Source organism: Streptomyces cyanogenus (assembly GCF_017526105.1).
GTDB classification, from domain to species: Bacteria; Actinomycetota; Actinomycetes; order Streptomycetales; family Streptomycetaceae; genus Streptomyces; species Streptomyces cyanogenus.
In genome coordinates, this window is the sequence record NZ_CP071839.1 from 4,290,069 (window position 1) to 4,307,496 (window position 17,428).

The 17,428-nt window shown below is 72.8% G+C and carries 13 protein-coding genes, 3 tRNA genes and 1 other RNA gene; 8 read left to right on the plus strand and 9 right to left on the minus strand.

The window, feature by feature from the left end:
- Positions 1-116: 116 nt before the first annotated feature.
- The 3 genes from purL to purS are packed head-to-tail and all read right to left on the minus strand — an operon-like array spanning position 117 to position 3,312.
- On the minus strand, positions 117-2,375 hold the full coding sequence (gene purL, locus S1361_RS19295) for a phosphoribosylformylglycinamidine synthase subunit PurL (RefSeq protein ID WP_208033074.1): 2,259 nt from the start codon (positions 2,373-2,375) through the stop codon (positions 117-119).
- Positions 2,372-3,052, minus strand: coding sequence for a phosphoribosylformylglycinamidine synthase subunit PurQ (gene purQ, locus S1361_RS19300; protein WP_208033075.1), 681 nt, complete (start codon positions 3,050-3,052; stop codon positions 2,372-2,374). The genes purL and purQ overlap by 4 nt, the downstream gene beginning before the upstream one ends.
- Complete coding sequence (purS, locus tag S1361_RS19305; protein WP_208033076.1) at positions 3,049-3,312, minus strand: phosphoribosylformylglycinamidine synthase subunit PurS; 264 nt, start codon at positions 3,310-3,312, stop codon at positions 3,049-3,051. The genes purQ and purS overlap by 4 nt, the downstream gene beginning before the upstream one ends.
- 310 nt (positions 3,313-3,622) lie before the next feature.
- On the opposite strand from purS, the gene S1361_RS19310 reads away from it, so the two are divergent.
- The 8 genes from S1361_RS19310 to S1361_RS19345 all read left to right on the plus strand — a co-directional run bounded on the left by S1361_RS19310 (position 3,623) and on the right by S1361_RS19345 (position 8,237).
- Positions 3,623-3,940, plus strand: a complete 318-nt coding sequence (locus S1361_RS19310; RefSeq protein WP_059249902.1) for a histone-like nucleoid-structuring protein Lsr2 — start codon at positions 3,623-3,625, stop codon at positions 3,938-3,940.
- 167 nt (positions 3,941-4,107) lie between these two features.
- A tRNA-Gly gene (locus S1361_RS19315) sits at positions 4,108-4,179 on the plus strand.
- Between the two features lie 80 nt (positions 4,180-4,259).
- Positions 4,260-4,332: transfer RNA gene (locus S1361_RS19320), tRNA-Gly, on the plus strand.
- 132 nt (positions 4,333-4,464) lie between these two features.
- On the plus strand, positions 4,465-5,439 hold the full coding sequence (locus S1361_RS19325) for an ABC transporter ATP-binding protein (RefSeq protein ID WP_208033077.1): 975 nt from the start codon (positions 4,465-4,467) through the stop codon (positions 5,437-5,439).
- On the plus strand, positions 5,436-6,215 hold the full coding sequence (locus S1361_RS19330) for an ABC transporter permease (protein WP_208033078.1): 780 nt from the start codon (positions 5,436-5,438) through the stop codon (positions 6,213-6,215). Before S1361_RS19325 ends, S1361_RS19330 begins: the two co-directional genes overlap by 4 nt.
- Entirely contained in the window at positions 6,197-7,471 is a 1,275-nt protein-coding gene (locus S1361_RS19335; protein ID WP_243769223.1) for a sensor histidine kinase, read from the plus strand. Before S1361_RS19330 ends, S1361_RS19335 begins: the two co-directional genes overlap by 19 nt.
- Before the next feature lie 55 nt (positions 7,472-7,526).
- A complete protein-coding gene (locus S1361_RS19340; RefSeq protein WP_208033079.1) occupies positions 7,527-8,141 on the plus strand; it encodes a response regulator transcription factor in 615 nt (204 codons plus the stop codon).
- 23 nt (positions 8,142-8,164) lie between these two features.
- Positions 8,165-8,237: transfer RNA gene (locus S1361_RS19345), tRNA-Gly, on the plus strand.
- Positions 8,238-8,482: 245 nt separating this feature from the next.
- On the opposite strand, the gene S1361_RS19350 is transcribed toward S1361_RS19345, so the two are convergent.
- The 6 genes from S1361_RS19350 to ffs all read right to left on the minus strand — a co-directional run bounded on the left by S1361_RS19350 (position 8,483) and on the right by ffs (position 17,407).
- Complete coding sequence (locus S1361_RS19350; protein WP_208033080.1) at positions 8,483-9,382, minus strand: phosphoribosylaminoimidazolesuccinocarboxamide synthase; 900 nt, start codon at positions 9,380-9,382, stop codon at positions 8,483-8,485.
- A 73-nt stretch (positions 9,383-9,455) separates the two neighbouring features.
- Complete coding sequence (locus S1361_RS19355) at positions 9,456-10,955, minus strand: N,N-dimethylformamidase beta subunit family domain-containing protein (RefSeq protein WP_208033081.1); 1,500 nt, start codon at positions 10,953-10,955, stop codon at positions 9,456-9,458.
- A 383-nt stretch (positions 10,956-11,338) separates the two neighbouring features.
- Entirely contained in the window at positions 11,339-13,216 is a 1,878-nt protein-coding gene (locus S1361_RS19360; RefSeq protein ID WP_208033082.1) for a hypothetical protein, read from the minus strand.
- Between the two features lie 275 nt (positions 13,217-13,491).
- On the minus strand, positions 13,492-14,751 hold the full coding sequence (gene purD / locus S1361_RS19365) for a phosphoribosylamine--glycine ligase (RefSeq protein WP_208033083.1): 1,260 nt from the start codon (positions 14,749-14,751) through the stop codon (positions 13,492-13,494).
- A 115-nt stretch (positions 14,752-14,866) separates the two neighbouring features.
- The gene (locus tag S1361_RS19370; RefSeq protein WP_208033084.1) at positions 14,867-17,227 is read right to left on the minus strand and encodes a DNA polymerase III subunit gamma and tau; all 2,361 of its coding nucleotides are present in this window, start codon (positions 17,225-17,227) and stop codon (positions 14,867-14,869) included.
- A gap of 81 nt (positions 17,228-17,308) precedes the next feature.
- Positions 17,309-17,407: signal recognition particle sRNA small type (ffs, locus tag S1361_RS19375), an RNA gene on the minus strand.
- Positions 17,408-17,428 lie beyond the last annotated feature (21 nt).

Genomic DNA, 17,428 nt, shown 5'->3' on the forward strand with positions numbered 1-17,428 from the left:
CGGTCGCCGACCGGGTCCCGGAGCCGCGCCGGGCGGGCGGCACCGGCGCGGACCCGCCACCGCATGCAAAGGCCCCGCCCGGTGTCCCGGACGGGGCCTTCACCGCCGTACGACGGTTACGCCAGCAGCGCCGGGATCGTCTCCTCGTGCGCCGTGCGCAGCTCCTCCAGCGTGAGCGTGAACTCGCCCTGCACCTCGACCGTGTCGCCGTCCACGACACCGATGCGGGTGGCCGGCAGGCCCCGCGCGCCGCACATGTCGTTGAAGCGGACCTCCTCCGAGCGCGGCACGGCGACGATGGCACGGCCGGCCGACTCGGAGAACAGGAAGGTGAAGGCGTCCAGGCCGTCGGGTACGACCAGACGCGCGCCCTTGCCGCCGAGCAGCGCCGACTCCACGACCGCCTGGACGAGACCGCCGTCGGACAGGTCGTGCGCGGAGTCGATCATCCCGTCGCGGGAGGCGGAGATGAGGATCTCGGCCAGCAGGCGCTCGCGCTCCAGGTCCACCGCCGGGGGCAGACCGCCGAGGTGGTCGTGGATCACCTGGGACCAGGCCGAGCCGCCGAACTCCTCGCGGGTGTCGCCGAGGAGGTAGATCAGCTGGCCCTCCTCCTGGAAGGCGACCGGGGTGCGGCGGGCGACGTCGTCGATCACGCCGAGGACCGCCACGACCGGGGTCGGGTGGATCGCCGCCTCGCCCGTCTGGTTGTAGAGCGAGACGTTGCCGCCGGTCACCGGGGTGCCGAGCTGCCGGCAGCCGTCGGCGAGACCGCGCACGGCCTCGGCGAACTGCCACATCACCGCCGGGTCCTCGGGGGAGCCGAAGTTCAGGCAGTCGGAGACGGCCAGCGGCTTGGCGCCGGTGGTCGCGACGTTCCGGTAGGCCTCGGCCAGGGCCAGCTGGGCGCCGGTGTACGGGTCGAGCTTGGCGTAGCGGCCGTTGCCGTCCGTGGCGATGGCGACACCGAGACCGGTCTTCTCGTCCACGCGGATCATGCCGGAGTCCTCCGGCTGGGCGAGGACGGTGTTGCCCTGCACGAAGTGGTCGTACTGGGACGTGATCCACTTCTTGGAGGCCTGGTTCGGCGAGCCGACCAGCTTCAGGACCTGGCCCTTCAGCTCCTCGCCGGTCTCCGGACGGGGCAGCTTGTTCGCGTCGTCGGCCTGGAGGGCGTCCTGCCACTCGGGGCGGGCGTACGGGCGCTCGTAGACCGGGCCCTCGTGCGCGACCGTGCGCGGGTTGACGTCGACGATCTTCTCGCCGTGCCAGTAGATCTCCAGGCGGTCGCCGTCGGTCACCTCACCGATGACGGTGGCGATGACGTCCCACTTCGCGCAGATCTCCAGGAAGCGGTCGACCTTCTCCGGCTCCACGACCGCGCACATGCGCTCCTGCGACTCGCTCATGAGGATCTCCTCGGGCGAGAGCGTGGAGTCGCGCAGCGGGACGTCGTCCAGGGTGACGCGCATGCCGCCGGAGCCGTTGGAGGCCAGCTCGGACGTGGCACAGGACAGACCGGCCGCACCGAGGTCCTGGATGCCGACGACCAGCTTCTCCTTGAACGCCTCCAGGGTGCACTCGATGAGCAGCTTCTCCTGGAAGGGGTCACCGACCTGGACGGCCGGGCGCTTCGACGGCTTGGCGTCGTCGAAGGTCTCGGAGGCCAGGATCGACGCGCCGCCGATGCCGTCGCCGCCGGTCCGGGCGCCGTAGAGGATGACCTTGTTGCCCGCGCCGGAGGCCTTCGCGAGGTGGATGTCCTCGTGCCGCATCACACCGATGGCACCGGCGTTGACCAGCGGGTTGCCCTGGTAGCAGGAGTCGAAGACGACCTCGCCGCCGATGTTGGGCAGGCCCAGGCAGTTGCCGTAGCCGCCGATGCCCGCGACGACGCCCGGCAGGACGCGCTTGGTGTCGGGGTGGTCGGCCGCGCCGAAGCGCAGGGGGTCGACCACGGCCACCGGCCTGGCGCCCATCGCGATGATGTCGCGGACGATGCCGCCGACACCCGTGGCCGCGCCCTGGTAGGGCTCGACGTACGACGGGTGGTTGTGCGACTCGACCTTGAAGGTGACCGCGTAGCCCTGGCCGACGTCGACCACACCGGCGTTCTCGCCGATGCCGACGAGCAGGGCGTCGCTCTGCGGCGCCTTCTCGCCGAACTGGCGCAGGTGCACCTTGGAGGACTTGTACGAGCAGTGCTCGGACCACATGACCGAGTACATGGCGAGTTCGGCACCGGTGGGCCGGCGGCCGAGGATCTCGACCACGCGCTCGTACTCGTCCTTCTTCAGGCCCAGTTCGGCCCAGGGCAGCTCGACGTCGGGGGTCGCGGCCGCGTGCTCGACCGTGTCCAGAGGCGTCCGGCTCATGCGTTGACCAGCTTCTTGAGGATCGAGGTGAAGAACGGGAGCCCGTCGGTACGGCCCGTACCGACCAGCGGCTCGACGGCGTGCTCGGGGTGCGGCATGAGGCCGACGACGTTCCCGGCCTCGTTGGTGATGCCGGCGATGTCGTTGAGCGAGCCGTTGGGGTTGAAGTCGAGGTACCGGAAGACCACGCGGCCCTCGGCCTCCAGCTTGTCCAGCGTGTACCGGTCGGCTACGTACCGGCCGTCCATGTTCTTCAGCGGGATGTGGATCTCCTGGCCCGCGCGGTAGTCGCCGGTCCAGGAGGTCTCCGCGTTCTCCACCCGCAGCTTCTGGTCGCGGCAGATGAAGTGGAGGTGGTCGTTGCCGAGCATCCCGCCCGGAAGGAGGTGGGCCTCGGTGAGGATCTGGAAGCCGTTGCAGATGCCGAGGACCGGCAGGCCGGCCTTCGCCTGCTCGATGACCGTCTCCATCACCGGCGAGAAGCGGGAGATGGCGCCGGCCCGCAGATAGTCGCCGTAGGAGAAACCGCCGGGCAGCACCACGGCGTCGACCTGCTTGAGGTCCTGGTCCTTGTGCCAGAGGGCGACCGGCTCGGCGCCCGCGAGGCGGATCGCGCGCTGGGTGTCCCGGTCGTCCAGGCTGCCCGGGAAAGTGACGACGCCAATACGAGCGGTCACTTCGTCGCCTCCGCGACTTCGTCGACCCGGACGGTGAAGTCCTCGATCACGGTGTTGGCAAGGAAGGATTCCGCAAGATCGCGGATCCGGGCGAGCGCGGCTTCGTCCACCGGCCCGTCAACTTCCAGTTCGAAACGCTTTCCCTGACGTACGTCCGAGATCCCTTCGAATCCCAGGCGGGGCAGCGCACGCTGGACCGCCTGGCCCTGGGGGTCGAGGATCTCCGGCTTGAGCATGACGTCGACTACGACGCGTGCCACTGGCACTCCCGGTGTGTGGTGCTGAGCAGGTTCCTTCAGACTACCCGCACAAAATTTCTACGCGAGTAGAGTTGGAGGAAAGTACGTGAGGCGCATCACGATCGGGTGTCGAAGCCGCCCGCCCGCGAAAACTTCTGGGAAAGTTCCACAGTCCGTCCGTCACACCTATTGCGCCCGGACACGCGGACGGATTTAGTCGGGCTTCACTTTGCATTGCCGGGCACTGTACAAATGAATTGGCAATAGCCGATACTCGGCACGTCGGCGGCCATGAGCTGTAACGACGTGCCGCACGAAGGGACCGATATTCGTGGCGCAAAAGGTCGTGGTCACTCTCTTTGACGACATCGACGGCTCGGAAGCGGCGGAGACGATCGCCTTCGGACTCGACGGCAAGTCGTACGAGATCGACCTGAACGAAACCAACGCCGAGAAACTGCGCAAGGCGCTCGCGCCGTACGTCGAGGCCGGCCGCAAGCGGTCGCGTTCCGGCAAGGCGTACAAGCAGACGGAGGTCGCACCCGACCCGGCGGCCGTCCGCGCCTGGGCCCAGGCCAACAAGATGGACGTCCCCGCCCGTGGACGCATCCCGAAGAAGGTCTACGAGGCGTTCAGCGCCGCGCAGTGAGCCCGCGAAGGGGCGAGTCCTCAGGGCCCGTCAGAGGGCCCTGGGGACCGTGCACTTGGGGCATACCGGGTCCGGAGGGGAGCCGACTTGCGCTACCCCCCTGCTGATCAGCTAGTGTCTGGGACACGCCGAGGGGCGAGGCCGAAAGACCGGATCCCGAGGACCGTGCGGGTGTAGTTCAGTAGTAGAACATCCCCCTTCCAGGGGGAAGGCGCAGTGTGCGATTCCTGTCACCCGCTCCGCACCACCGACACGACCACTGTTGTGGATCAGGTAGGCTGGTGCTCGCACCGATCGGTGGGAGCCGATCGGGAGCAGTGCGGACGTAGCTCAGTTGGTAGAGCGCAACCTTGCCAAGGTTGAGGTCGCGAGTTCGAGCCTCGTCGTCCGCTCGGGACAAGACCCCGGTCCACTGGACCGGGGTCTTTCTGTTGCCGGTCCGGCCGGGCGCCTCTGACATTTGTCATGCCGAGCGGTGACACCGCGCACTGCCGGGCGGGCCGTGCCGCCGGGACGCTGGTGTCATGCACACCGACGAACACGAGAACGTCATCGAGGTCACCGACCTCAGGCGGGTCTACGGGGGCGGGTTCGAGGCCGTACGCGGAATCACCTTCTCCGTGGCACGCGGAGAGATCTTCGCCCTGCTGGGCACCAACGGCGCCGGAAAGACCTCGACGGTCGAGCTGCTGGAAGGGCTCGCGGCACCGGCCGGCGGCCGGGTCCGGGTGCTCGGCCACGATCCCCACCGCGAGCGGGCCGCCGTACGGCCCCGCACCGGCGTGATGCTCCAGGAGGGCGGCTTCCCCGCCGAGCTGACCGTCGCGGAGACCGCCCGGCTGTGGGCCGGCTGCACCAGCCGGGCCCGGCCGGAGGCCGAGGTGCTGGAACTCGTCGGGCTCACGGGCAGGGCCGGGGTGCGGGTCAAGCAGCTGTCCGGCGGGGAGCGCAGACGCCTGGACCTGGCGCTCGCCCTGCTCGGCGATCCCGAGGTGCTGTTCCTCGACGAGCCGACGACCGGACTCGACGTGGAGGGCCGCCGGGACACCTGGGAACTGGTCCGCGCTCTGCGCGCCGCGGGCACCACCGTGCTGCTCACCACGCACTACCTGGAGGAGGCCGAGGACCTGGCCGACCGGCTCGCCATCCTGCACGAGGGCCGGATCGCCGTCTCCGGGACACCGGCCGAGGTCACCGCGGGCCGCCCCTCCCGGATGTCCTTCGAACTGCCCGACGGCTACTTCCTCGGCGATCTGCCGCCCCTCGCCGACCTCGGCGTCTGCGGACACGAGAGCGACGGCCGGGTGGTGCGGCTGCGCACCCGCGAACTCCAGCGGACCGCCACCGCCGTGCTCACCTGGGCCGAGCGGACCGGTGTCGAACTGCGCGGCCTGGACGTGCGCTCGGCCTCGCTGGAGGAGGCCTTCCTCGGGATCGCGCGGACGGGGGTCCCCCCACTCGAAGGAAGCCGGGAGCGGGGCAAGGAGGTGGCGGCATGAGCAGTCCCGCCCTCGCCCCGTCCGTACGGCGGCTGCGCGCGCTGGCACGGGCCGAGCTGACCCTTCTCGCCCGCAACCGCGGGGTCGTGTTCACCGCGCTCCTGGTGCCGCTCGGGCTGCCGTTCAGCGTGCGGCCGGCCCTCGACCAGCTGGACCTGGAGAAGAAGGGCATCAGCGTCGGCGCGTCCATGTTCACGGCCGCGGTCGGCTTCGCCTTCCTGTTCGCCGTCTACTCCTCGCTCGTCAACGCCTACGTCGCCCGCCGCGAGGAACTCGTCCTCAAGCGGCTGCGCACCGGCGAACTGACCGACACCGAGATCCTCACCGGCACCGCCCTGCCCGCCGTGACCCTGGGCCTCGCGCAGGCCCTGGTGCTGGGCATCGGATGCGCGGTGCTGCTGAACGCCGGGGCACCCGAGGCGCCGTACCTGACCCTGCTGGGGCTGGCGGCCGGGCTGGTGCTGAGCGCCGCGCTCGCCGCGCTCACCGCGTCCGTCACCCGGACCGTGGAGAGCGGCCAGGTCACCGGGCTGCCGCTGGTGTTCGTGTCGATGATGGGCTCGGGGATCATGTTCCCCACCGAGGTCATGCCGGAGAAGCTCGCCTCCGTCTGCGAGCTGCTCCCGCTGTCCCCCGCGATCCGGCTCGTCCGGGCGGGCTGGACCGGCGGGTTGAGCGCGTACGAGGCGTTCGGCGCCCTCGCGACCGCGCTGGCCTGGACCGCGGTGGCGGTGTTTGCTGTACGGCGGTGGTTCCGGTGGGAGCCCCGGCGCTGAAGATCGGGGGGCGCGTGGTGGGGCGGATACGGCGGTGGCAGCAGCGGCACTGGCGGGAGCGGAGCAAGGCGGAGCGGGTAGAGCTGTACACGGTCGTCACCTGGTACGGCACGACCTGGTTCTTCTCGCTCGGCTGGCTGCTGCTCCCCCTGGTCGGCGGGCTCGACCACCGGCCCGTGTCCCTCGTCCTCGGCGCGCTGCTCCTCCTGGTGGCGGCCCTGCAGTGCGCGGTCTCGAACCGGCTGACCCGGCCCGCGCTCGACCACTACCTGGGGCGCGCCCGGCTGCCGGCCCGGGCGCACGGCCTCCCGGCCCTCCTGCTGGGGCTGGCGCTGGCGCTGCTCGTGGCCCTCGCCGCGCTGGACGCGGCCGACCCGGTGACGGTCCGGCTGGCGATCGGCGCCGCCCTGCTGCCGTTCGGCGTGCTCTACGGACTCGCCGTCCCGGTACGGGTGTTCCTGCGCGGGGCGGCACTGCTCGGGGTGCTGCTCATGGGCGCCGTCGGACTCGCCGACCCCGACGGCGCCGGGATCCTCGTGACCGGTCTGATGGTCGCCTTCCAGACGGTGTTCTCGCTGCTCGCATGCCGCTGCGGCGCCTGGACCCTGGCCGTGCTGTGGGAGGCCGAACGGGCCCGCGAGGTGGAGGCCCGGCTCGCCGTCGCCGAGGAGCGGCTGCGGTTCGGGCGGGACCTGCACGACGTACTGGGCCGGAACCTGTCGGTGATCTCCCTGAAGAGCGAGTTGGCGGTGCAACTGGCCCGGCGGGGGCGGCCGGAGGCCGTGGAGCAGATGATCGAGGTGCAGCGCATCGCCCAGGAGTCCCAGCGCGAGGTGCGGGCCGTCGTGCGCGGGTACCGGGAGGCCGACCTCGGTGCCGAACTCGCCGGGGCACAGGGCGTGTTGACCGCCGCCGGGATCGACTGCGAGGTGCGCGCGGAGACCGGCGGGCTGCCCGCCGAGGTGCAGTCCGCGCTCGGCTGGGTGGTGCGCGAGGCGACCACCAACGTGCTGCGGCACGGGGACGCGGGCCGGTGCGAGGTGGAACTCGCGGTGCACGAGGGGCATGTGGTGCTGACGGTGGAGAACGACGGTGCCGGTGCCGTGGCGGCCGGCGGTGGCGGTGGCGGCTCGGGCATCACCGGGCTGCGGGAGCGGCTGGCCGCCGTGGGCGGGACCTTGGAGGCCGGGCTGGTGGCCGGCCGGGACCGGTTCCGGCTGGTGGCGGAAGTACCCCTGACGACCGTCAACCCTTGACGACGAGGAGCTCCTGACGCCCGTGAGTCCCGACGACTGTGAGAGGAGTCATCCCGTGAGCGCTCCGGTACGGCTGTTGCTCGCCGACGACGAACACCTGATCCGGGGTGCGCTGGCCGCGCTGCTGTCCCTGGAGGACGACCTGCTGGTCGTCGCCGAGGCGGCGAGCGGGCCCGAGGCGCTGGCCATGGCCCGGGCGCACGAACCCGACGTGGCCGTGCTGGACCTGCAGATGCCGGGCGCCGACGGTGTGAAGGTCGCCACATCCCTGCGCGCCGAACTGCCCGGCTGCCAGGTGCTGATCGTCACCGGGCACGGCAGGCCCGGGCATCTGAAACGGGCGCTCGCGGCCGGTGTGCGCGGGTTCGTCCCGAAGACCGTCAGTGCGCAGCGGCTCGCCGAGATCATCCGGACCGTGCACTCCGGAAGCCGCTACGTCGACCCGGAGTTGGCCGCCGACGCGATCTCCGCCGGGGACTCGCCGCTGACCGCGCGGGAGGCCGAGGTGCTGGAGCTGGCCGCCGACGGAGCGCCGGTCGCGGAGATCGCCGAGCGGGCCGCGCTGTCGCCGGGGACCGTGCGGAACTACCTCTCCTCGGCCGTCTCGAAGCTCGGGGTCGAGAACCGTCATGCGGCAGTGCGTCTCGCACGCGCCCGAGGTTGGGTATAGTTGCTCTCGCGCAACGGCGCACTGCGGACGTAGCTCAGTTGGTAGAGCGCAACCTTGCCAAGGTTGAGGTCGCGAGTTCGAGCCTCGTCGTCCGCTCGGGATGAGACCCCGGTCCACTGGACCGGGGTCTTTTTCGTGCCCTAGGGGCCTGACTGACAATGCGCGTCGTCGCCCGAAGGGCGGCCGTGCGGCGTCAGGTGCGTGCTCTGGGGGTCCCCCCGGCCGGAGGCTGGGGGAGTGCCGGCCCCGGGCCCTCGTACTGGACGTACTCGGGTCTGGGGCCGGTGCGGCGAGAGTGCGTGCATGGCGTCGCGCGGCAGACGGGATTTGTCGGACAGGCCCTAGGACCAGCTGGTGCCCGTCAGGTGCTCGTAGGCCTCGACGTACTTCTGCCGGGTCGCCGCGACGACCTCCTCCGGCAGCGGCGGCGGGGGCTGCTCGCTCCTGCGGTCCCAGCCGGACGCCGGCGAGGTCAGCCAGTCACGGACGTACTGCTTGTCGTACGACGGCTGGGCGCGGCCCGGCTGCCACTGGTCGGCCGGCCAGAAGCGGGAGGAGTCCGGGGTGAGGACCTCGTCGGCGAGGACGAGGGTGTCGCCGTCGAAGCCGAACTCGAACTTGGTGTCGGCCAGGATGATCCCCCGGTCCCGGGCGATGTCCCGTGCGCGGGAGTACACCGCGAGCGTGGCCTGGCGCAGCTGGGCGGCGGTCTCCGCGCCGACCTGGCGGGCCACCTCCTCGTAGGAGACGTTCTCGTCGTGCTCGCCGACCTCGGCCTTGGTGGCCGGGGTGAAGATCGGGGCGGGGAGTTCGGAGCCGTCGACGAGGCCTTCGGGGAGGGCGAGGCCGCAGACCGTACGGGACTCCTGGTACTCGGCGAGGCCGGAGCCGGTGAGGTAGCCACGGGCCACGCACTCCACCGGGACCATCTTCAGCGACTTGCAGACCAGGGTGCGGCCCGCCCAGTCGGCCGGGGCGCCCTCGGGCAGCTCGGTGCTGATGACGTGGTTCTCGGCGAGGTCGCGCAGCTGGTCGAACCACCACAGGGAGAGCTGGGTGAGCACCCGGCCCTTGTCGGGGATCTCCGTGGGCAGCACCCAGTCGTAGGCGGACATGCGGTCGCTGGCGACCATCACGAGGTCGCCCGCCTCGTTCTGGTACAGCTCGCGCACCTTTCCGGTGTGCAGGTGCACCAGGCCCGGAACCTCGATGGGCTCGGGCTTTTCTACGAATCCGGACACGGTTCCTCCCCGTGGTTCTGACCAAGTGCCTCGATTCTCCCGTATGGGGGTGATAGGGCGCGCGCCCGGGGGGTCAGTCGCGTTTGCAGATGCGGTCCAGCAGGTTCGCCGTGGCCCGCTGGATCCGGGCGTCCACATGGCCGGGGCGGTCCAGGGCCGGGGACCAGGCGAAGGTGCCGGAGGCGAACACCCAGGCGCCGGACGGGGCCCGGTACAGGGATGTCTCCTGGTGGCGCAGGACGCCGTCGTTGTCGGTGTACGGGGAGTGGGCGAGCAGGATGCGCTCGTCGTGCTCGGGCAACGGGGTGCGCGGGAAGTAACGGTCCGCCTCGCCGGCGACCAGGCCCGCGATCTCGTCGCCCTCGTGCGCGCCGGTCGCCTCCCACAGCCAGTGACCGCCGTTGCGGACGATCAGCGGGTACGGCTCGGGCACCCGGCCCGCGTACTGGACGCCGACCAGCTGCTGCTCCGGCCGGTCGATCTCCCGCCACAGCACGGGCCGGCCCGGGCCCTTGCGCTTGCGGCAGGTCAGCAGCCGGTGCGGGACACCGGACGGGGAGGGTCCCAGGTCCACCTGCCAGTACATGGTGTTGGCGGAGAGGAAGACCAGCGAGGTGCCCCGGTCGCGGGCGTCCTCGACGGCCCGGCGCATCGGCACCGACCAGTACTCGTCGTGGCCGGGGAAGACCAGGCCCCGGTAGCGGGTGGGATCGATCCGGCCGGCGTGCAGGTCGCGGGCCTCGGCGTAGGCGATGTCGTAGCCGTAGCGCTCGGCCCAGCGGATGAAGTCGTAGGCGTGACCGACGTGCAGGGGAAGGCCCGCACCCGCGTAGGGGCGGTCGAAGGAGACCGTGGTGGCCGCGTCGGCCTCGCCGAGCAGCCGGCCCTTCTCGTCCCACGCGTGGTAGAGGCTGGCGCCCGTGTGGCCGTCCTCCGGGTACAGGTTGTACGCCTGCCAGGTGATGTCCGGCAGCAGCAGCAGGAGGTCGGCGGGGTGGTCGTCGCGGACCGTGAACGGCACGTGGGAGCGGTAGCCGTCGGCCGTGGTGAGGACGGCCACGTAGGCGCCGATGCTCCAGTAGGAGGGCACCTGGAGGCGCCAGGACAGCCACCAGTGGTGGCAGGAGACCGTGCGGTCGGCGGTCAGCGGCGGCGGCTGGACGATCCCGGAGAGCCGGGGGCTGGTGGTGATCTTGGCGGCGCCGTCACCGCCGTAGTGGCCGATGCGGTAGATGTCGACGCTGAACTCCTGCGGCGGGTCGACCGTGATGTGGAAGTCGATCGCCTCGCCGGGCGCGACCGCGCCGGTGGACGTGAAGCCCTTGATCTGGCGGTGCACGTCGTCGGCCGTGCGGGGGCCGGCGTCGGCCGCACGCGGCACGGGGACGCGCCTGCCGGCACCGCCGGTCGGCTGCTGCGGGCTGGGGTCGACGTACCACGGCACGACGTGGCCGGTGTCGTCGAAGTACGTCTCACTGCCGCGCAGCCAGGGCACCGGGCCCTGACCGAAGGGGTCCGTGACGGCGTGCGCGAGTGCTCCGGACTCCCAGCGGCGGATGTGGTCCGAGGCCATGGTCGCTCCCCTCCCTCATGCCCCCGTGCCTGTGTCGGTGGTGCTCGCTGTTCTCACTGTGCTGTTGGTGGCTCTCGATGCACGCTTCCTGCGCTTCGTGCGCTTCCCGTTGCGCCGTTGCGTGCTCGGGTGCTGTTCGTGCCCGGTCGTGCTGTCGTATGTCGCATGCCTTTGCCAAAGGCGTGGTCGGTCCCAGCACATCACATAACGCACGGGCCCGGTCACTAGTCGTTGCGAATTGACCTGAACTGGAAGTCGGCTTTCCGTTACGACGGTGAAGGCGGGGGTGCGGGAGGCGTCACGCGGCCCTGCAGGGGCTCGTGGCAGTCTCCGCGCTGCCTGCCGGCGGGCTTCCTCGGCCGCCGGGTGGGGTCCGCTGCGGCTCAGACGAGTCTCACGGGCTTCTCCGGGCGTATTCCGGACGCGGCCAGCCAGTCGCGCAGCGGGCCCGGGTCCCCCTCTTCGATCAGGCTGCGGACCCTGGGGGCCAGATCGGCGGCCCGCTCGCCGCCCAGCAGCAGGGACGGGCCGTCCAGCCAGTCCAGGGCGGGGGCCGCGCCGGCGGTGTCCACGGCCGCGCAGCACACCATCGCCGTGACGTGGTCGGCGAGGAGTTCGCGGGCGGTGCGATGGGGTTGCAGCGGGAAGGGGGGCAGGTCGGAGTCGTCCCAGCGGCTGGTGTCGGGGGCTTGGCCGGTGGCCGTCGTGCCCTCGCGGGCCAGCTCGGCGCTGAGGCCTGCGGCCAGGGCGGCGCTGCGGGGGGTGCCGGGTTCCGTGCCGGTGGCTTCCGCCGGGTCCGCCTCGGCTTCGCCTTCGGCGTCCGTGTTCCCACCAGCACCACCCGTGCGGCTTTCGTCGTCGGGTGCGGATGGCCCCGGTGCGGGGTGCTCGCCGTCGGCGGCTTGGCGGGTGGGATCGGGGGATGCCTCGGCGTCGGCGGGTTGGCGGGCCGGGTGGGGGGACGTCTCGTCGGCGGGGGCTCGTTTGAGGGGCTCTGCCAGGTGGTTCAGGACTCGGGCGAGGGTGGGGCCGCCGGGGTCGGGGGTGCCTGTCAGGGAGGGGCGGACGCCCAGGGAGTCCAGGACCCGGTGGAGGCGGGCCGCGTCGGTGCGCCAGGTGCGGTCCACGACCTCCTCCGGATACGCCTGCCAGTCGACCGGCGCCCAGTCGGGCCCGGACTCGGCGGGGCCGCCGTGGAAGAGCCGGGCGGCGAGCAGCGAGGTCGCCTCGTCCACCGCGCCGGGTTCCTCCAGCAGATCGCAGGCGGGGCGCTCGCCGAGCCGGGAGGTGAAGCCCTCGGCGAGCCGGTCGCGGCGGGACAGCTCGGTGAGCGCCGCGACCACGCCCGCGTCCAGCCGGGACGGCCAGCGGCCCATGCGCCAGGCGGGCAGCGCCACCCGGGTCAGCAGCCGGTCCCAGCCGGCGTACGCGAGCCCGACCTGCTCCTGGGCGACGATCCGCAGCCCGTAGTCCACCGCCTGGGCGCGCTCGGCCGCCGCCGCCGCGACCCCGCGCTCCATCTGTGTCGCATGCTCGCGGCAGCCGCGCAGCAGCAGCCGGGCCACCCAGCCGAGGGCCGCGCACAGCCCGCGGACCAGCGGGCACCGGCCCGGAGTCGAGGCGACGGCCACGGCCGCGTCCAGGCCGCGCACGAAACGGCGGGCGGCCGCTATGTCCGGGTGCGCCGAGGGGCCCGTACCCGCGATGACCGGGGCGAGGACCGCGCGCAGCTCGCCCACGCGCATCCACCACAGGAACGGTGAGCCGATGACGAGGACCGGGGCGACCGGGGTCCGGCGGCGGCCGGGACCCGCTATCTCGTCGGGCGCCGGACGCGGGGGCGGGCCGTGGGCCGAGTGGGCGCGGTCCTCCAGCCAGCTGTCGCAGTCGGGGGTGAGCGCTATGGCCGAGGGCGCCGGCACGTCCAGCCGTTCGGCCAGGTCGCGCACCATCCGGTACAGATCGGGGGCGGAGTTCTCCGCGATCGGCACCGTGGGGCTCATGGCGGGGCGGGCCCGGGCCACGACCACGGCGATGCCCGCCGCGGCCAGCAGCACCAGCACCGCGAGCGCGCCGACGATCCACCGGGCGGCGTCCCAGCCCGGGCCGACGAGGCGGCCGGTGGAGACGCCGGTGAACAGGATCACCGCGGCACCCGCGGGCAGCAGGGCCACGGCCAGCGCCCGGCCCCGGACCCGCAGGACGGCGAGGGCCCGGGAGCGCGCGGCCTGTGCGCCCGCCTCCACACCGATTCCGGTCACGTGCCGACCTCGCCCCCTCCCTGCCGATCGCGTGCTGCCCTGGTCTTGCTCACTCCCCCACTGTGGCACCCGCGACTGACATCGCAATGCCGGTGGGCCAAGTGCCGGAACGCTTGCGCGGCACCCTAGTTGGGGCCCCCGCCCCCGTCAGCCGTACGGGCGATTGCTCACTCGATGGAATGGCTTTGGTCAGAGCTGGGTGACAGACAGCAAAGATCAGGCCCCGGATTGTGGATCCGGGGCCTGGGAGGCGTACGGGCAGGTCAGACGGGTGCTCAGGCGTCCGCGGACTGCGCCGCCCTCGCCGCGATGTCGGTGCGGTGCTGGGAGCCGTCGAGCCGGATCCGGCCCACCGCCCGGTACGCGCGCTCGCGCGCCTCGGCCAGGTCCTTGCCGGTGGCCGTGACGGACAACACACGCCCGCCCGCGCTGACGACCGCGTCGCCCTCCTGCCGGGTGCCCGCGTGCAGCACGTACGCGTGCGGGGCGTCCTCGGCGGCCACCTCGTCCAGGCCGGTGATCGGGTCGCCGGTGCGGGGGGTGCCGGGGTAGTTGTGCGAGGCGACGACGACGGTGACGGCCGCGTCCTCGCTCCAGCGCAGCGGCGGCAGGTCGGCGAGGTTGCCGGTGGCGGCGGCCATCAGGACACCGGCCAGCGGGGTCTTCAGCCGGGCCAGCACGACCTGGGTCTCGGGGTCGCCGAAGCGGGCGTTGAACTCGATGACCCGCACGCCGCGCGAGGTGATCGCGAGACCGGCGTAGAGCAGCCCGGAGAACGGCGTGCCCCGGCGGCGCATCTCGTCCACCGTGGGCTGCAGCACGGTCTGGAGCACCTCGTCGACCAGCTTCGGGTCGGCCCACGGCAGCGGCGAGTACGCGCCCATGCCGCCGGTGTTCGGGCCCTCGTCGCCGTCCAGGGCGCGCTTGAAGTCCTGGGCGGGCCGGAGCGGTACGACGGTCTCGCCGTCGGTGACGGCGAAGAGGGAGACCTCCGGGCCGTCGAGGTACTCCTCGATGACGACCCGCTCGCAGGCGGCGGCGTGCGCCCTGGCCGCCTCGACGTCGCTCGTGACGACGACGCCCTTGCCGGCGGCCAGGCCGTCGTCCTTGACGACGTAGGGGGCACCGAAGGCGTCGAGCGCCTCGGTGACCTCCTCGGCGGTGGTGCAGACGTAGGAGCGGGCGGTCGGCACGCCGGCCGCCGCCATGACGTCCTTGGCGAAGGCCTTGGACCCCTCCAGCTGCGCGGCCTGTGCCGAGGGGCCGAACACCGGGATGCCCGCCGCGCGGACGGCGTCGGCGACGCCGGCGACCAGCGGGGCCTCCGGGCCGACGACGACCAGCTCGGCACCGAGGCGGGTGGCGAGCCCGGCCACCGCGGCACCGTCGAGCGCGTCGACCTGGTGCAGCTCGGCGACCTCGGCGATGCCGGCGTTGCCGGGGGCGCAGTACAGCGCGGTGACGTCGGGGTCGAGGGACAGGGAGCGGCACAGGGCGTGTTCGCGGGCGCCGCTGCCGATGACGAGGACCTTCACGGGGTCAGCCTAATGGCAAGGTTGCCGAAGGCCGGGGGCCGGGTTTGTCGGAGCTTCCTCCAAAGAGGGCACTGGAGGCGGCTCCGCAGGCCTTCCGGCCCGGGCCGGAAGGCCCTCACTCGTTGGAGAACTCCTCGACCACCGTCGCCCCCAGCTCCCGCACGATCAGCTCGTGGCCGGAGAGCGCCGACTCGTCCAGATCCGGGTCGTCGTCCTCGGGGATGTCGTCCTCGGGGGCGACGGGCGGCGGCTCGGGCGCGGCGGCCGGCCGGGGTGCGGGGGCGGGCGCGGCCGGAGCGCCGCCCTGGTGGCCGGGGGCCTGGGGCGACGCCTGGGCGGGCGCGGGGCGGGGGGCCGCCGGGGCGCCGTAGCCACCGCCGGGAGCGCTGCCGGGGCCGCCGCCCGGGGCGGTGCCGTGGGTGGCGGTGGGTGCGCCGCCGTAGCCGCCGCCTCCCCCGTAGCCGGGTGACCCGCCCGCGGGCGGGGCGGAGCCGCCGCCGGACGGGTCGACGAGCGCCTCGATCTTCCACTGCACGTTGAACTGCTCGGCCAGCGCCTGGCGCAGCACGTCCTCGCTGCCGCTGCCTGCGAAGTTGTCACGGGCGCCGGCGTTGACGAAACCGAGCTGGAGGGTGGTGCCGTCGAAGCCGGTCACCTGGGCGTTCTGGCTGAGCAGGATCCAGGTGAAGCGGCGGCGGTTCTTGACGGCCTCCAGGATGTTCGGCCAGAGCGCGCGGGGGTCGAGACCGCCGGTGGGGGCGGGGGCCGGGGGCTGGGCGGCGGTGGCCATGGGGGCGGGGGCCGCGGGGGCGGGCTGGGCCGGGGCCGCACGGCCGGGACTCTCGGCCGGGCCCGGCCGGCCACCCGCCGGAGCGGCGGCCGTGGGCCAGCCACCGGGGCGCCGGCCACTGCCTGCGGAGGCGGCGGTGGGCCAGGCGCCGGGGGCCGGGGCGGTGGTGGCAGGGGGCTGCTGGGTGGGAGCAGGGGTGGGGGCCGGGGCGGTCGTCGTGGGTGCGGGGGCGCCGGAGGCGGCGGGGACGGGCGCAGCCGCAGGGGCCGGCTCGGCCGGGGCCCCCGGACCAGCGGGGGCGCCCGTACCGGCGGGACCAGTGGGGACACTGGGTCCGGCCGGAGCGCCGGGAGCGCCCGCGGCGTGGACCGCCGCACGTGCCGCCGCAGGGCCGCCGCCGGGCGGCACGGGCACACCGCCGGCACCCGCGCGCACCCCCGCACCCATGCCCGCCGGGAGGGCGCCGCCGTGGGCGTCCGGGCCGGGGACGTACCCCATGGCGGGCGCGCCGGCACCGCCGGAGAAGCCGATGCCGCGCTCCAGGCGGTCGAGGCGGGCCATGACGGACCGCTGGTCGCCGTAGGCGGCCGGGAGCAGGACACGGGCGCAGATCAGTTCCAGCTGGAGGCGCGGGGAGGTGGCGCCGCGCATCTCGGTCAGGCCCTCGTTGACCAGGTCGGCGGCGCGGCTCAGCTCGGCGGCGCCGAAGGTCTCGGCCTGGGCCTGCATGCGTTCCAGGACGTCGACCGGGGCGTCGATGAGCCCCTTGTCCACGGCGTCCGGAACGGCGGCCAGGATCACCAGGTCCCGCAGCCGCTCCAGCAGGTCGGCGACGAAGCGGCGCGGGTCGTTGCCGCCCTCGATGACGCGGTCGACGACCTCGAAGGCGGCGGCGCCGTCACCGGTGGCGAAGGCCTCGACGACCGAGTCGAGGAGAGAGCCGTCGGTGTAGCCGAGGAGGGAGGTGGCCATGGCGTACGTCACACCGTCCGCTCCGGCACCGGCGAGGAGCTGGTCCATGACGGACATGGAGTCACGCACGGAGCCGGCGCCTGCGCGCACGACGAGCGGCAGCACGCCGTCCTCGACCGGGATGTCCTCCTTCCGGCACACCTCGGCGAGGTAGTCCCTGAGCGTGCCGGGGGGCACGAGCCGGAACGGGTAGTGATGGGTGCGCGACCGGATGGTGCCGATGACCTTCTCGGGCTCGGTGGTCGCGAAGATGAACTTCAGATGCTCGGGCGGCTCCTCGACCACCTTGAGCAGCGCGTTGAAGCCGGCCGACGTGACCATGTGGGCCTCGTCGATGATGTAGATCTTGTACCGGCTGCTCGCCGGGCCGAAGAAGGCCTTCTCGCGCAGCTCACGGGCGTCGTCCACACCACCGTGAGAGGCCGCGTCGATCTCGATGACGTCGATCGAACCCGGCCCGTTCCTGGCCAGGTCCCGGCAGGACTGGCAGTCGCCGCAGGGGGTCGGGGTGGGACCTTGCTCACAGTTCAGGCAGCGGGCCAGGATGCGCGCGCTGGTCGTCTTGCCACAGCCACGCGGACCGCTGAACAGGTAGGCGTGATTGACCCGGTTGTTCCGCAGCGCCTGCTGCAGCGGGTCGGTGACATGCTCCTGCCCGATGACCTCGGCAAAGGTCTCCGGGCGATAGCGGCGGTACAGCGCGAGAGACGACACGCATACGAGGTTAATGGCGCGCACTGACAACGGGCTCCGCCCGCGGCCCACCGGCCCCGGCACCCGCCTCCCGGCCCCGGGAACGCAAGCGCCCCCCACGCACCCGCCAGAGCCGACCTACCCTTGCTGCCTTCCGGCCCTGGGGGAGTTCAGTCAGATAGCGCCGCGTGAGGGGCTGCGCCCACAGTACCCGATCGCGGC